The 14,345-nt window shown below is 36.5% G+C and carries 15 protein-coding genes; 5 read left to right on the forward strand and 10 right to left on the reverse strand.

The annotated features are described in order from the left end of the window. Positions 1 to 61: 61 nt before the first annotated feature. Positions 62 to 1,303, reverse strand: a complete 1,242-nt coding sequence (locus tag DET63_RS01700) for an amidohydrolase family protein (protein WP_113935682.1) — start codon at positions 1,301 to 1,303, stop codon at positions 62 to 64. 362 nt (positions 1,304 to 1,665) lie between these two features. Here DET63_RS01700 and DET63_RS01705 point away from each other — a divergent pair, with 362 nt between their 5' ends. Further along, the gene (locus DET63_RS01705) at positions 1,666 to 1,851 is read left to right on the forward strand and encodes a PspC domain-containing protein (RefSeq protein ID WP_002088845.1); all 186 of its coding nucleotides are present in this window, start codon (positions 1,666 to 1,668) and stop codon (positions 1,849 to 1,851) included. Positions 1,852 to 1,925: 74 nt separating this feature from the next. Here the strand turns inward: DET63_RS01705 and DET63_RS01710 are convergent, their stop codons facing one another. After that, positions 1,926 to 2,498: a helix-turn-helix domain-containing protein gene (locus DET63_RS01710; protein WP_002034214.1), complete on the reverse strand. Its 573-nt coding sequence runs from the start codon at positions 2,496 to 2,498 to the stop codon at positions 1,926 to 1,928. Positions 2,499 to 2,597: 99 nt separating this feature from the next. On the opposite strand from DET63_RS01710, the gene DET63_RS01715 reads away from it, so the two are divergent. Together DET63_RS01715 and DET63_RS01720 are read left to right on the forward strand one after the other, a co-directional pair. Then, the gene (locus DET63_RS01715) at positions 2,598 to 3,563 is read left to right on the forward strand and encodes a DMT family transporter (RefSeq protein WP_113935683.1); all 966 of its coding nucleotides are present in this window, start codon (positions 2,598 to 2,600) and stop codon (positions 3,561 to 3,563) included. Positions 3,564 to 3,705: 142 nt separating this feature from the next. After that, the gene (locus DET63_RS01720; protein ID WP_002067333.1) at positions 3,706 to 4,371 is read left to right on the forward strand and encodes an aquaporin; all 666 of its coding nucleotides are present in this window, start codon (positions 3,706 to 3,708) and stop codon (positions 4,369 to 4,371) included. 60 nt (positions 4,372 to 4,431) lie between these two features. Here DET63_RS01720 and DET63_RS01725 read toward each other — a convergent pair whose 3' ends face one another. The 3 genes from DET63_RS01725 to DET63_RS01735 form a co-directional block, all read right to left on the reverse strand. Next, on the reverse strand, positions 4,432 to 4,863 hold the full coding sequence (locus tag DET63_RS01725) for an Rrf2 family transcriptional regulator (RefSeq protein WP_002112095.1): 432 nt from the start codon (positions 4,861 to 4,863) through the stop codon (positions 4,432 to 4,434). A gap of 270 nt (positions 4,864 to 5,133) precedes the next feature. After that, positions 5,134 to 6,360, reverse strand: a complete 1,227-nt coding sequence (locus DET63_RS01730) for an ABC transporter permease (RefSeq protein WP_002015418.1) — start codon at positions 6,358 to 6,360, stop codon at positions 5,134 to 5,136. Positions 6,361 to 6,362: 2 nt separating this feature from the next. Continuing rightward, positions 6,363 to 7,247, reverse strand: a complete 885-nt coding sequence (locus DET63_RS01735; RefSeq protein WP_113935684.1) for an ABC transporter ATP-binding protein — start codon at positions 7,245 to 7,247, stop codon at positions 6,363 to 6,365. A gap of 353 nt (positions 7,248 to 7,600) precedes the next feature. Here DET63_RS01735 and DET63_RS01740 point away from each other — a divergent pair, with 353 nt between their 5' ends. Next, positions 7,601 to 8,428, forward strand: coding sequence for a 5'-nucleotidase, lipoprotein e(P4) family (locus DET63_RS01740; RefSeq protein WP_113935685.1), 828 nt, complete (start codon positions 7,601 to 7,603; stop codon positions 8,426 to 8,428). Between the two features lie 28 nt (positions 8,429 to 8,456). On the opposite strand, the gene motB is transcribed toward DET63_RS01740, so the two are convergent. Together motB and motA are read right to left on the reverse strand one after the other, a co-directional pair. Beyond that, positions 8,457 to 9,245, reverse strand: coding sequence for a flagellar motor protein MotB (gene motB, locus DET63_RS01745; protein WP_002184884.1), 789 nt, complete (start codon positions 9,243 to 9,245; stop codon positions 8,457 to 8,459). Continuing rightward, positions 9,235 to 10,029, reverse strand: coding sequence for a flagellar motor stator protein MotA (gene motA, locus DET63_RS01750; protein WP_002129301.1), 795 nt, complete (start codon positions 10,027 to 10,029; stop codon positions 9,235 to 9,237). The genes motB and motA overlap by 11 nt, the downstream gene beginning before the upstream one ends. 254 nt (positions 10,030 to 10,283) lie before the next feature. On the opposite strand from motA, the gene DET63_RS01755 reads away from it, so the two are divergent. Then, positions 10,284 to 11,063, forward strand: coding sequence for a M15 family metallopeptidase (locus DET63_RS01755; RefSeq protein ID WP_113935686.1), 780 nt, complete (start codon positions 10,284 to 10,286; stop codon positions 11,061 to 11,063). Positions 11,064 to 11,099: 36 nt separating this feature from the next. Here DET63_RS01755 and DET63_RS01760 read toward each other — a convergent pair whose 3' ends face one another. From DET63_RS01760 to sdhA, 3 genes are all read right to left on the reverse strand, one after another. Next, complete coding sequence (locus DET63_RS01760) at positions 11,100 to 11,543, reverse strand: acyl-CoA thioesterase (RefSeq protein WP_113935687.1); 444 nt, start codon at positions 11,541 to 11,543, stop codon at positions 11,100 to 11,102. A gap of 246 nt (positions 11,544 to 11,789) precedes the next feature. Next, positions 11,790 to 12,551: a succinate dehydrogenase iron-sulfur subunit gene (gene sdhB, locus DET63_RS01765; protein ID WP_002088861.1), complete on the reverse strand. Its 762-nt coding sequence runs from the start codon at positions 12,549 to 12,551 to the stop codon at positions 11,790 to 11,792. After that, positions 12,544 to 14,337 (reverse strand): succinate dehydrogenase flavoprotein subunit, encoded by a 1,794-nt coding sequence (gene sdhA, locus DET63_RS01770; protein ID WP_002034228.1) that lies wholly within the window; start codon positions 14,335 to 14,337, stop codon positions 12,544 to 12,546. The genes sdhB and sdhA overlap by 8 nt, the downstream gene beginning before the upstream one ends. Between the last annotated feature and the right edge of the window lie 8 nt (positions 14,338 to 14,345).

The following is a 14,345-nucleotide window of genomic DNA, read 5'->3' on the forward strand; positions in this document are numbered from 1 at the left end:
TAAAAAAGAAGGGTTCTATTTTCACAATTAGAACCCTTCTCAAAACATCTAAACGATTCCTCTATACAAGATTATCAGATTTCACTTGATCTAAATCTCCTATAACAACATTCCCTTTATACATAACTACACGCTTCTCTGTTTGACGAGCCACTGCTCCCGCGGCGCATGTTGCATTCGTCAAGACAAAACTTGCCTCATCTCCTACATTTGGCCATAATCTCTTGCCTTCATCGTTTAGCGTAGCTTTCCCTCCTGTAATAAAACGAAGAGCTTTCCCTAAAGATTTTTCATCACTCCAACCAAATCGTTCTGCCAATCGATTTGCCTTTTGAAGCATATCACCTGTGCCAAACGGAGACCAATGATCTGTAATACTATCATTTCCTAATGAAACTTTAACTCCTTTTCGATCTAGTAACGGAATTGGGATTACTTGTTTACCGATTGGAACGGTTGAAGTGATATCAATCTTTAATGCTGCTAGTCTTTCTGCCACTTCTTCAGCTTCTTTATTAGTAACACCACCAAGTCCAAGCGCATGACTAATTGTTACACGACCTTGCCATCCTGCTTCCTCTGTTAGACTTGCCAATCTCTTCATTGTAAACGTTCCAAGGTTATTTGCATCATGCAAATGAATATCAACATCCGCGTTAAATTCTACCGCAATGTCCATAATCGTATGTAATGATTTTTCAATATCATTATCTACTGTAGCTGGGTCCACTCCGCCAACTAATTGTGCGCCCATACGCATCGCATCTTTCACAAGTTGCATAGAATTACTTCGCAATAATCCATGTTGCGGAAATGCAACTATTCTACCAGACAACCGATCTTTATATGTTTCTAAAGCTGCTAACGTTGCCTCTAAATTACGAAGTCCAATAACCGGATCCACATTACAATGAGTTCTAATATTTGTTGCGCCATTTCGAAGCAATAACTCTAGCATATTTTCCGCCCTGTCTTGAGCAGTTGCTAATTGCTTTGGTAAAATCGTTTTTTCTTCATTAAAACGTGTAAAAATATTTTTTGCTGGCATACAAGCTTTCCAAGGCCCACTATAATATGTTTTATCAATATGAATATGCATCTCTTCAAAAGCTGGTAAAACTAATAAACGATTAGCATCAAAAGTTAACGTCCCTTCCTCTTGGGCGATTCCCGATATAATTCTTTTAATTCGCCCATCTTCAATAAGAAGACTGCATATCTCAGTTTCCGTTTGTGAAATTTTCGCTTCTTCATATGTATAACCTGTTTCAAGCATTACATTAGTCAACCAATATAATGTCATTACCATTTCCCCACCTTATATTAGAAAATACGTCACACCCTCATTTTCATTTTAATACCAACTGAAAATTAAGACAATTAATCCACTATATTGTCCTTTCACAAAAAAATGTAATATAACCTAATGGTCTTCTCATAAAGTGAAACTATAATCAGTGGGGGTTCATCCCCCACTGATTATTAGCCTTCACCAATCGGGCGTTTACGGGCAGTTGATCTCCCACCTAACTTCTTTGCTTCAGCCGAATTTTGAGGTGGGAGTTTTACTGCCCACAAATAGCGGGATAAATTTCCATATAGAATAAAAGTACACTGTATCACTCATACATAACAGCGGTGATATAAAAAGGAGAGGATCATAATATGTCGAAGAGGTTATATAAATCCGAAACTGATAAAATGTTATTTGGTATATGCGGTGGTTTAGGAGAATATTTTGATATTAGCTCTACTCTCATTCGTATTATTTGGGTCATTGCTATTCTATGTTTTGGAACGGGATTTTTAGTTTATTTTATTTGTTTATTACTTATGCCACGCGCGTACTAACTGGTATCATTCCATATACGTAAGAAGAGCATATAAAAAATCACCTATAGAATTCTTTTCTATAGGTGATTTTTTCATGAAGAATATTTCATCGTTAAATGTAATACCGCCACTTCATCCTCTTCATTTTTATAACTATGTTTCTTATTAGCTTCAAACTGAATGGAGTCAAACTCATTTAGCACATATACGTCATTCTCAACTTGAATAGAAACTTTCCCTTTCATTACTGTTACAAGCTCAATTGCTCCTTCATGATGAGCTTCCGGTTCATATATACTATTCGCTCTTAAACAAGCACGGTGCATTTCCATCCCTGTTTCTTTCGTGTAACGGAACATCGTTTCTAAATGCCATGCTTGTCCTACATCTACTGCAAATCCTTCTCCGCAGCGCGCAACAGCTACAGGTTCTCCAACAACCATTAATCTCGATAAAGGAATCGATAACCCTTTCGTTATTTTCCAAATGACAGCTAACGTTGGATTCGTTTCGCCTCTCTCAATTTTCCCTAATGTTAATTTACTAACCCCTGTTTTTTGGGCTAATTCTTCTAAACTTAATTTTTGTTCATTTCGAATTTGTCTTAATAGCTGACCTACTTGCTGAATTACTTCTTTCGTTTGCATATCTTCATTTTCTTTCATCTATAAAACCACCTTAAAGTATAAAAAAGTTTACTTTTATTATATTAAAGTATATTATACTATACATAATTATTTTTTCCAAAAGGAGTGTTATATTTCATGCGCGCAATATTACTAGGTCTTTTATCATCGGCCTTTTTTTCTGCAACCTTTATTATTAACAGAGCAATGAATGTATCTGGAACAAGCTGGGCTTGGACTGCTTCCTTCCGTTTTCTATTTGCTCTCCCTATTTTATTCCTTATCGTTTTATTTCGCAAAAACTTAGGAACTTTATGGGCAGAATTAAAAAAACATCCATTTGTATGGATCGGGTGGGGCTCGGTCGCTGGCATCGGCTTCTATTCTTTATTAAGTTTCGCAGCTGTTTTTTCTCCAGCTTGGCTCGTTGCTGGAACTTGGCAAGTTACGATATTAGCAGGTTTACTACTATCACCATTATTTTTCGTTAAAATAGAAACAAAATCAGGTACAAAACTTGTACGTGGAAAAATTCCACTTCGCAGTTTATACGTCGCTTTATTTATTTTACTTGGTGTACTTTGTATGCAAGCGACTGCAGCGGGTCATATTACAATGACTCAGTTCATCTCGGGATTTTTGCCTGTCGTTTTAGCAGCTTTCTTATATCCCTTCGGTAACCGAAAAATGATGGAACTTGTTGGCGGGCGTCTTGATACATTCCAACGTGTATTAGGAATGGCAATCGGAAGTCTCCCTATTACAATCCTACTTGGTATATACGGATTTTCCACTACCGGTATTCCATCATCAAGTCAAATGATGCAAGGATTTTTGTTAGCATTATGTTCCGGAGTTATTGCGACGATGACATTTTTCTTTGCTACTGACTTAGCAAAAGACAATCTTGCTTTACTTGGAGCTGTTGAAGCAACACAAGCTGGAACGATGGTCTTCACTGTGCTTGGTGAGATTATTTTCTTAAATGGTTCATTCCCTAGCGGACTGTCACTGATTGGGATGATTATTATCATGCTAGGAATGATCGTAAATAGTGTTTTAAACCGTTCTGTTCCAGTCATTAAACAAAAAAAATCAGCATAAAAATAGATATGGTTCTTCTTCATAGAACCATATCTATTTTTATTATCTCCCTATTTTGCCTTATCAGAATAGTATTTCATTAGCTGTTTATACTAAAACCTATGTTATAATACGTTTCATGTGCATTAATAGGAGGTAAATTATGTTAAAAAAAGCAATTGCTGAATTTATTGGTACATTTGTACTTGTATTATTCGGAACTGGAGTAGCTGTCATTGGTGGCGGAATTGAAGGAATCGGAACATTAGGTATCGCTATGGCTTTCGGATTATCTATCGTGGCTATGGCATATAGCATTGGAACAATTTCTGGATGTCATATTAACCCAGCAGTATCAATCGCTATGTTCATCAACAAAAGAATGAACGCTATGGAACTTAGCTATTATTTATTAGCTCAAATTTTAGGTGGTTTATTAGGAACTGCAACGTTAGTAACAATTTTACGATCTGCTAAATTACCTTTAGATAATTTAGGACAAAATAGTTTTGGAACTCTTGGTTTATCTGGAGCATTTTTAGTTGAATTCATTTTAACTTTCGTATTTGTTTTAGTTATCGTTGCTGTAACAGGTAAAAAAGGAAGTTCTTCTTTAGCTGGACTAGTAATTGGTTTCACATTAGTATTAATTCACTTATTAGGTATTCCGTTAACTGGAACATCTGTTAACCCAGCTCGTAGTATCGCACCAGCTCTATTCGCTGGCGGAGAAGCAATTTCTCAACTATGGGTGTTCATCGTTGCCCCAATTTTTGGTGGTATCGTAGCAGCTGTTGTAGGAAAGTTTATTTTAAATACTGAAAAATAGAATTTTCAATATTTCCGAATAAAAAAAGACGAGCCCTCATCATGAGGAAGCTCGCTTTTTTTATTCTTTAATTTTCGACTTTAAATTTGTAACTAATTGCTGCACCGTTACATTTGCAAGTACGTTTTCCATCGCTTCTTGCGATTGTATTAAAACAATCTCTAATACCGATTGAATATTAGCTCCTACTGGACATTCAATGTTGGGATTTTCATGGAAAGAAAATAGATGTCCTTCTTCTACAACTTCCACAGCTTTATATACATCAAGTAATGTAATTTCATCTAAATCACGAGCAAGTGTCGTACCACCTTTACCGGCTTGTACATCAACAAGTCCTGCTCTCTTCAACATTCCTGTAATGCGACGAATCACAACTGGATTTGTATTCACACTACCAGCAATCCATTCAGAGGTACAGCGAGAGTTTCGATCTATTGCAAGTAACGTTAACATATGAACACCTACTGTAAAACGACTACTAATTCCCATCTGCACACCCTCCTTTTTATTCATTCTATTAAAAGACAACTCTTATTATTATATACTATTTTTAATTTATACATAAAGTGAAACTTTAATCAGTGGGGGTTTTGTTCATCCCCCACTGATTATTAGTTGAACCAATCGGGCGTTTACGGGCAGTTGATCTCCCATCTAACTTCTTTGCTCCAGCTGAATTTTGAGATGGGAGTTTTACTGCCCGTTAATGCGGGGTAAAGAAAAAGCATGATTCCATTAGAAAATCATACTTTCCCTCTATTATTGACGCTTTATAAATTTCGCCAAATCTTTAAACTTCACTTTATCAGAGTAATTCATTACACCGTTTACATAGATACGGCTTGTAATCGCATTTAATATACCAATCGTCGCCAATAAAACTACTAATGTTATCGTAATCTCTAACATACCTGCTTCACCAGCTACAATCCGTGAGAAGGTAACCATCGGTGTGAAAAACGGAACATACGAACTTACAACAACAATAGTACTATTTGGATCACTTAATGATTTAATACTAATGAAGAATGCAGCCATGATCAAAATCATTATCGGGAAAGATACGGCTTGTAAATCCTCTGTCTTAGACACAACAGCTCCAGCCGCAGCGTACATCATCGCATAAAGTAAATACCCTGTAATGAAATAAACAAGAAACATACTTATAACCTTTGCATCTAATTTTGTAAAGTCAATTGGAACACCCAATAATGAGGCACTTTCTAAATCGACCCAACCTAACAAATAAGGAATAAGATAACCACACGCCAATATTACAAGTTGTAATAACGCCGTTGAAACAACCGCCAAAATTTTCGCATACATCATCGTAAGAGGCTTTACTTTCGGAAGCATTACTTCCATTACACGTGACGCCTTTTCAGATGCAATATTCATTGCGATTGTATTTCCGAAAGCTACAATAAACATATATAAAGCAAATGTAAAGAAATATGCAATTCCGAAAGAAGATGTACGATCTTTTATCGCTTCTTGCTTCACTTGAATTTCTGCTTGTAATTGCTGCGCAATTTCTGGTGAAACATTATTTTTTGCAATCGTCACCTTCGTATATTGTTGTTTTAAATAACCCGCCATAATTGCAGAAGTTGCTTGGCTTGGAAATCCATTATACATATATGTAACTGCTGGAGTCCCATCCTTTTCCGTCACATGGAATAGACCATCTAAATCTCCCTCTTCTACTTGCTTATGCAGTTTATCAAAATCATCTTTTGAACCGACCGTTATTTTTGCTGATGGCAATAGCTTATTTAGCTCTTCTTTTTGTACTTTGTATGTGGAACTCTCTACTACAACTGCAATTTTATCTTTATCCTTATTTTTATCATCGCCTGAAGTAAAATGATTAAATGCAAAAATCCCAAACACAACTAAAAATAAAATCGCACTCGTAATTAATGATTTTTTAGATAAAAATGCTTCCTTAAAATAAAATGAAAATACATGAGAAAATTTACGCATATTTATTTCGCCCTCTCTACAAAGATTTCGTTTAACGTCGGCTCTAACATTTTAAATTGTCGTAAGCTAACACCTTGCTCTTGCAACTGTTGCAAAATCTTTAGAGCTTCTGCATCGCCTTGTACTTTTACATAAAGAAGGCCTTGTTGTTTTTCATACGGAACGTGTATAGCTTCTAATCCCTTTTCGTTCTCTACTGTATCTTCAATCGTTAAATTACGAAAACCATATTCTTTCTTAATATCACTTAACTGTCCTTCTACAACCGCTTCGCCTTTTTTCAAAATACATACATGTTGGCAAAAAGCCTCTACTTGCTCCATACGATGACTTGATAAAATAATTGTCTTTCCACTCTGTACTTGTTCTCCAATAATATTAGCTAACATTCCCGCATTAACTGGATCAAGTCCACTAAATGGTTCATCTAAAATAAGAAGTTCTGGATCATGAAGAAGAGCAGCAATCAATTGAATTTTTTGCTGATTCCCTTTCGAAAGTTCTCCCGCTGTTTTAAATTTATATTCTGGAATTGCTAAGCGTTCTAACCAGTGATCAATTGCAAGATCCACTTCTTTTTTCGTCATTCCTTCTAATCTGCCAAAATATCGCAACTGATCTATTACTCTACTTTTTGTATATAATCCTCTTTCTTCTGGTAAATATCCAATTGTTACCCCGCTATCACCAAATGATTTTCCATCCCACGTAATAGAACCTTCATTTGGCGTTAATAAGCCTAGTAACATTTTAATTGTCGTTGTTTTCCCTGCACCATTTCGGCCAAGTAACCCTAACACTTCACCTTTCGGTAACGAGATTTGCAAACCATTAACTGCTTTAGATTCTCCGAATATTTTTGTTAAGTTTTGAATTTGTAAACTCAATGTATAAAGCCTCCCCTTTAGTATCATTCGTACCCTCTGTTAAAGCCTATGATTGTTCAGAATGAAATATAGTACTATATTTCATTCTCTTATATGTATCACTACATCTAACCCATCATTTGTTTCATTTAGTTAAAATTGTAAATAAAAATCCTGTTTTTGTCAATTATAATTGTCATTACGACAATAAAACTTGTCAAAATAATTATTATTATTTAACCCATCTTTCTAATATAGGACAAACTACTACATATACAAAAGACAATATGCAAATGTTCATAAAAAAAAATATAAAAAGCATTATATTTTAATATATAATATTAAATGATTTACTAACATCAAGGAGGATACATATGAAGATGAAGAGGGGTATTACCACTTTATTATCTGTAGCCGTTCTTTCCACATCGCTTGTAGCATGTTCAGGAACAGCTGAGAAAACAGTGGCGAAAGAAGAAAAAGTAAAATTAACAGACCAGCAATTAATGGCTGATTTATGGTATCAAACAGCTGGCGAAACGAAAGCACTATACTACCAAGGATACAATATTGGTCAATTTAAGCTTGATGCAGCTCTTGCAAAAGGGACAGGCAAAAAACCTGCTATCGTACTTGATTTAGATGAAACTGTTTTAGATAACAGTCCTCATCAAGCAATGAGCGTAAAAACAGGAAAAGGCTATCCTTATAAATGGGACGATTGGATTAATAAAGCTGAAGCTGAAGCTCTTCCAGGCGCGATTGATTTCTTAAAATATACAGAGTCTAAAGGTGTAGAGATTTACTACATCTCAAATCGTAAAACGAATCAACTAGATGCAACAATTAAAAACCTTGAGCGCGTAGGAGCTCCTCAAGCAACGAAAGAACATATATTACTACAGGACCCGAAAGAAAAAGGGAAAGAAAAGCGTCGTGAACTTGTTTCTCAAACACATGACATCGTCCTATTCTTCGGTGACAACTTATCTGATTTCACTGGTTTTGATGGAAAATCTGTAAAAGATCGCAATCAAACAGTCGCAGATTCAAAAGCACAATTTGGTGAGAAATTCATCATTTTCCCTAATCCGATGTATGGCGATTGGGAAGGCGCTTTATATGACTATGATTTCAAAAAATCAGATGCAGAAAAAGATAAAATTCGTCGTGACAATTTAAAATCATTTGATGCAAAATAACAAAGAGGATGGCTTTCGCCATCCTCTTTTATTGCATATTTCTTGTTAAAGGTAAAATAAATACTTCTACACGTCTATTTTTTGCTTTTCCTTCTGGTGTATCATTTGGTGCAATTGAGCGGTATTCTCCATAACCAACTGCACTAAATTTTTCTGGTTGCAATTCTTTATTTTGGAGTAATACCTGCATGAAATTAACTGCACGCTGTGTACTTAACTCCCAGTTTGATGCAAACTGAGCATTTGCGATAGGAACCGTATCTGTATGACCCGACACTGTAATTTCACGAGGTGATGCTGAAACAAGTAGGTTAGACATCTCTTTTGCAATCCCTAACGATTCCAACTTCACATCTGCTTTCCCTGAATCAAATAGTACATTTTCTAATATCGTTAACATTAATCCTTTTTCAGTTAACTTAGTTTGAAAAGAAGAGGATAGTTGTTTCTCATTAATATATTGATCAATCTTTTTTTGTAATGCTTTCAACTCATCCATTTCTTTTTTTTCTTTAGCTCTATCTTCCGCTTGTTTTTTTGCTTGTTCTGCCTCAAGGCTATTTGCTGATAATTCTTTTTCCTCATTTGGTTTTTGATCGCTTAAAAATTCTTTATTTCCTGTTCCACCGGCTAACTCACTTCGAAAAGCAACTGCCATCTGTTTAAACTTCGCAGCATCTATACTACTCATTGCGAATAATACGATGAACAATGCAAATAACAACGTTAACATATCAGAATATGGAATTAACCAAGTTTCATCGATATGCTCATCATGTTTTTTCTTTTTACCTCTTCTATTTTTCTTACTCCGCATTTTTTTCTGCTCCTTTTTCTAGCTTTTTACGCTCAGTTGCAGAAAGTGCACCTAAAATACGGTTCTTCATAATAAACGGATATGTACCTTCTTGTAACATTAATAAACAATCAATAATTAAACGTTTCTTCTCTAATTCAGCAGCAGACTTTTGCTTCAATTTGTTTGCAAATGGATGCCATAATACGTAACCTGAAAAAATACCGAAAATCGTTGCAATAAACGCACCTGAAATAGCATGCCCTAGCTTTTCAATATCAGTTAAATTTCCAAGTGCAGCTACAAGACCAATAACAGCACCTAAAACCCCTAGTGTAGGTGCATATGTACCTGCTTGTGAGAAAATAGCAGCTCCTTTTGCATGCCTCTCTTCAATTGCTTCTAATTCGGCTTCTAAAATTTGTTCTAAATCTTCCGCAGATACGCCATCAATAACAAATTTCATACCACGCAAAAGAAATTCATCTTCAATTTCATCTAATTGTTGCTCTAAAGACAAAATACCGTATTTTCTACTCTCAGATGTCCAATGAACAAATAATTCTAGCAATTGTTCATAACTTAAATCTTTTTTATTTGAACCAAAAAGAACTTTAAATAATTTTGGAACTCTTTTTAGTTGATTCATCGGAAATGCAATACACACTGCAGCAAATGTACCGACGAAAATAATTAGTGCTGCGGCAGGATTTAGTAAGGCTGTTATGTCAGCACCCTTGACCACCATCCCTACTACTACTGCCAACACTCCTAAAATGATTCCAATAATTGTTGCAAAATCCATTCCCATTCACTCCTAGTCTATACAAGAAGTCCTTTATTCTTGATAATCGCTACATCTTCTTATATACATATATTACATAAAAAATGAACTTCATGAAAGATAAGAAATGAATTATATGAAAAAACACTACATTTTCTGACATTTTCTTTGCATTTCTATTACGTTACGACTCTTATATTTCTTTTTCAATAAGCTAGACTTATAATAAAACCGATACATATTTTATTAAGAAAGGACAGTGATTACAAGGTATCATGAAAAAGATAATAATTATTTCTGCCGCTACTATTGTAATCGGTATCACATCTTTCGCTTACTTTGGTCCTAAATCACCACTGCAAAACGAGGCGAAAGCTGTCGAAAGTCAAAAGCATAGTAACCATCCAAAAGAAGAAATCCCTGCTTTTCCAAAAGCTGATCATAATGCAAAGAAACTAAATGATAAATTTTCCGTTGTAACAAACCCAGATTCTGCTCTTGTATTAGTCAATAAACATCGTAAATTACCAGATGGGTACATTCCAGAAGATTTGACGAAACCGAACGTACCATTTACTAGTCCAAAAGATAAAGAGAAAACATTACTTCGTAAAGATGCTGCAGACGCTCTTGAGCAGATGTTCCAAGCAGCAAAAGAAGAAGGTTTAGAACTTACAGCAGTTTCAGGTTACCGTTCTTACAAACGCCAACAGTCATTACATAACACATATATTAAACGCCAAGGAAAAGCTGAAGCTGATTCGGTAAGTGCAATTCCTGGAACAAGTGAGCATCAAACTGGTCTAGCAATGGATATTAGCTCAAAATCTGCTAAATTCCAATTAGAACCAATCTTCGGAGAGACAGCAGAAGGAAAATGGGTTGCAGAACATGCCCATGAGTTCGGATTTGTCATTCGTTATTTAGAGGATAAAACAAAGACAACAGAGTATTCATACGAACCGTGGCACTTACGCTACGTCGGCAATCCATATGCCGCATACATATATAAACACCATCTAACATTAGAAGAGGCGATGGAGGACACAAAATAAGAGAGCGAATCGCTCTCTTATTTTTCTTTTATTCTATTATATCAGCAATTTTTTCCATTCCTCCGGCCACGGTTCGCCTCTTCCAGTTTTTTTCGATGCTTGGACCATCATACCGCGTCCAACTAAACAAACTTCTCCTTCTGCATTTTTGACCATATAGTGTAAATCTAAAGAGGAATTCCCAACCGCTCCCGCCTTTACATATACTTTCAACTGCTCATCAAAATAAATTTGTTTAATAAAATTGCATTGTAGATCTGCGACGACTATCATCGTTTCTGATGATTCATGTGTCCATTCTTGCATAAATCCGAGTTCTTTAAACAATGCGATACGCGCTTCTTCAAAATATGTAAAAGCAACCACATTATTTACATGTCCAAACATATCTACTTCACCAAAACGAACTTTGACAGGATTATAAAATGAAAAACCACTTTCCCATTGCTCAAAGTCTTCAATATAAGAAATTCTCTTCATCGTTCCCTCTCCTTTTCGTCCTTAAAATAAAGTGAAACTTTAATCAGTGGGGGTTTTGTTCATCCCCCACTGATTATTTGCCTTCACCAATCGGGCGGTTACGGGCAGTTGATCTCCCACCTAGCTTCTTTGCTCCACCTGAATTTTGAGGTGGGAGTTTTACTGCCCGTTAATGCGAGATAAACAGAATAAACAGAAAAATAAACTTATAAACATTGCCTCTTCAACAAGAAGAGGCAATGTTTATTAATAGTTATTGTCGCTACCAAAGAAATCTTTGAACGATTGAATTGTTGTATCACGGTTTAATGCTGCAATTGAAGTTGTTAATGGAATACCTTTCGGACATGATTGCACACAGTTTTGAGAGTTACCACAGTTTGCAAGTCCTCCATCACCCATAATTGCACGTAAGCGATCTGCTTTATGCATTTCACCAGTTGGATGCGAGTTAAATAAACGCGCTTGTGAAAGCGGTGCTGGTCCAATAAAGTCAGACTTACTGTTTACGTTCGGACATGACTCTAAGCAAACACCACATGTCATACATTTCGAAAGTTCATATGCCCATTGACGCTTTTTCTCTGGCATTCTTGGACCTGGTCCTAGGTCGTACGTACCGTCGATTGGAATCCAAGCTTTAACACGTTTTAACGCGTTAAACATACGGCTACGGTCAACTTGTAAATCACGTACAATCGGGAATGTCTTCATCGGCTTTAAGCGAATTGGTTGCTCTAACTGGTCAATAAGGGCTGTACATGATTGACGTGGTTTTCCGTTAATCACCATCGAACATGCTCCACATACTTCCTCTAAGCAGTTCATATCCCATGCGATCGGAGTTGTTTGGTTCCCTTTTGAGTCGACAGGATTACGGCGAATTTCCATAAGCGCCGAAATAATATTCATATTAGGACGATATGGAATTTCAAACTCTTGGTCAAACTCTTGTGCATCTGGGCCATCTTGTCTCGTAATGATGAGGCGGATTGTTTTCTCAGACATGTTGTTTATCCCCCTTCTCTTCACCCTTAGCAGCTACATCATGTTTTGAGGAATAGTCACGTTTACGTGGTTTAATTAATGAAACATCCACTTCTTCGTAATGGAATGCTGGTGCCTTTCCTTCTCCCTCAAATTTCGCCATCGTAGTTTTTAAGAAGTTTGCATCATCACGATTTGGGAATTCTGGTTTGTAATGCGCTCCGCGGCTTTCATTACGGTTATATGCGCCAATTGTAATAACACGTGCTAACTCGAACATATTTGCAAGTTGGCGTGTAAATGAAGCACCCTGGTTACTCCATCTTGCTGTATCGTTAATGTTAATGCGTTTGTAACGCGCCATTAACTCTTCAATTTTCGCATCAGTTTCTAGTAACTTTTTATTTTCACGAACTACTGTAACGTTATCTGTCATCCATTCTCCAAGCTCTTTATGAAGAACATATGCATTTTCGTTACCATCAAGCATTAAAATATTGTTAAATTTCTCTGTTTCGATTAATTCATTTTGCTCATATACAGTAGATGAAACAGCATCAGATGATTTAGAAAGACCTTTCATATACTCAATTGCGTTCGGTCCTGCTACCATACCACCGTAAATTGCTGATAATAATGAGTTCGCACCAAGGCGGTTACCACCGTGCATAGAATAATCACACTCACCTGCTGCAAATAAACCTGGAATACTTGTCATTTGCTTATAATCAACCCATAATCCGCCCATTGAATAGTGAACTGCTGGGAAGATTTTCATTGGTAGTTTACGAGGATCATCACCTGTAAATTTCTCATAGATTTCAATAATTCCACCAAGTTTAATATCTAGTTCTTTCGGATCTTTATGAGAAAGATCTAAGTACACCATGTTTTCACCGTTAATACCTAGTTTTTGCTCTACGCAAACATCAAAGATTTCACGCGTTGCAATATCACGAGGTACAAGGTTTCCGTAAGCTGGATATTTTTCTTCTAAGAAGTACCATGGCTTACCATCTTTATACGTCCAAACACGTCCACCTTCACCACGTGCAGATTCACTCATAAGACGTAACTTATCGTCTCCAGGAATTGCCGTTGGATGAATTTGAATGAACTCACCGTTCGCATAATATGCACCTTGTTGATATACAGCAGACGCTGCTGTACCTGTATTAATAATAGAGTTTGTTGATTTTCCAAAGATGATACCAGGGCCCCCTGTTGCCATAATCACGGCATCAGCTTGGAAACTTTTTATCTCCATAGTTTGTAAGTCTTGCGCGACGATTCCTCGGCACACACCTTCATCATCTACAACAGCTCGTAAGAAATCCCAACCTTCATATTTCGTTACAAGTCCTGCTACTTCATGACGACGTACTTGCTCATCTAATGCATATAGTAATTGTTGACCAGTTGTTGCGCCAGCAAATGCTGTACGGTGATGTTGTGTTCCACCGAAACGACGGAAATCCAGAAGTCCTTCTTCCGTACGGTTGAACATAACACCCATGCGGTCCATTAAATGAATAATACCAGGTGCTGCATCACACATCGCTTTAACTGGTGGTTGGTTCGCTAAGAAGTCCCCACCATAAATTGTATCGTCAAAGTGGATCCATGGAGAATCCCCTTCACCTTTTGTATTTACGGCACCGTTAATTCCACCTTGGGCACATACAGAATGTGAACGTTTTACTGGTACTAAAGAAAATAGTTCAACATTTACTCCTGCTTCTGCCGCTTTAATCGTTGCCATTAAGCCGGCCAAGCCACCGCCGACTACTATAAGTTTCCCTTTCATGCTCTCCC

This window comes from Bacillus sp. DB-2 (assembly GCF_003315125.1).
Lineage (GTDB): Bacteria > Bacillota > Bacilli > Bacillales > Bacillaceae_G > Bacillus_A > Bacillus_A mycoides.

What these genes read in the sequence shown, in the direction of transcription:
- DET63_RS01700 (WP_113935682.1), bottom strand. Translation starts at nt 1,303, where the DNA reads ATGACATTATATTGGTTGACTAATGTAATGCTTGAAACAGGTTATACA.
- DET63_RS01705 (WP_002088845.1), top strand. Translation starts at nt 1,666, where the DNA reads ATGTCGAAGAGGTTATATAAATCCGAAACTGATAAAATGTTATTTGGT.
- DET63_RS01710 (WP_002034214.1), bottom strand. Translation starts at nt 2,498, where the DNA reads ATGAAAGAAAATGAAGATATGCAAACGAAAGAAGTAATTCAGCAAGTA.
- DET63_RS01715 (WP_113935683.1), top strand. Translation starts at nt 2,598, where the DNA reads ATGCGCGCAATATTACTAGGTCTTTTATCATCGGCCTTTTTTTCTGCA.
- DET63_RS01720 (WP_002067333.1), top strand. Translation starts at nt 3,706, where the DNA reads ATGTTAAAAAAAGCAATTGCTGAATTTATTGGTACATTTGTACTTGTA.
- DET63_RS01725 (WP_002112095.1), bottom strand. Translation starts at nt 4,863, where the DNA reads ATGGGAATTAGTAGTCGTTTTACAGTAGGTGTTCATATGTTAACGTTA.
- DET63_RS01730 (WP_002015418.1), bottom strand. Translation starts at nt 6,360, where the DNA reads ATGCGTAAATTTTCTCATGTATTTTCATTTTATTTTAAGGAAGCATTT.
- DET63_RS01740 (WP_113935685.1), top strand. Translation starts at nt 7,601, where the DNA reads ATGAAGATGAAGAGGGGTATTACCACTTTATTATCTGTAGCCGTTCTT.
- motB (WP_002184884.1), bottom strand. Translation starts at nt 9,245, where the DNA reads ATGCGGAGTAAGAAAAATAGAAGAGGTAAAAAGAAAAAACATGATGAG.
- motA (WP_002129301.1), bottom strand. Translation starts at nt 10,029, where the DNA reads ATGGATTTTGCAACAATTATTGGAATCATTTTAGGAGTGTTGGCAGTA.
- DET63_RS01755 (WP_113935686.1), top strand. Translation starts at nt 10,284, where the DNA reads ATGAAAAAGATAATAATTATTTCTGCCGCTACTATTGTAATCGGTATC.
- DET63_RS01760 (WP_113935687.1), bottom strand. Translation starts at nt 11,543, where the DNA reads ATGAAGAGAATTTCTTATATTGAAGACTTTGAGCAATGGGAAAGTGGT.
- sdhB (WP_002088861.1), bottom strand. Translation starts at nt 12,551, where the DNA reads ATGTCTGAGAAAACAATCCGCCTCATCATTACGAGACAAGATGGCCCA.
- sdhA (WP_002034228.1), bottom strand. Translation starts at nt 14,337, where the DNA reads ATGAAAGGGAAACTTATAGTAGTCGGCGGTGGCTTGGCCGGCTTAATG.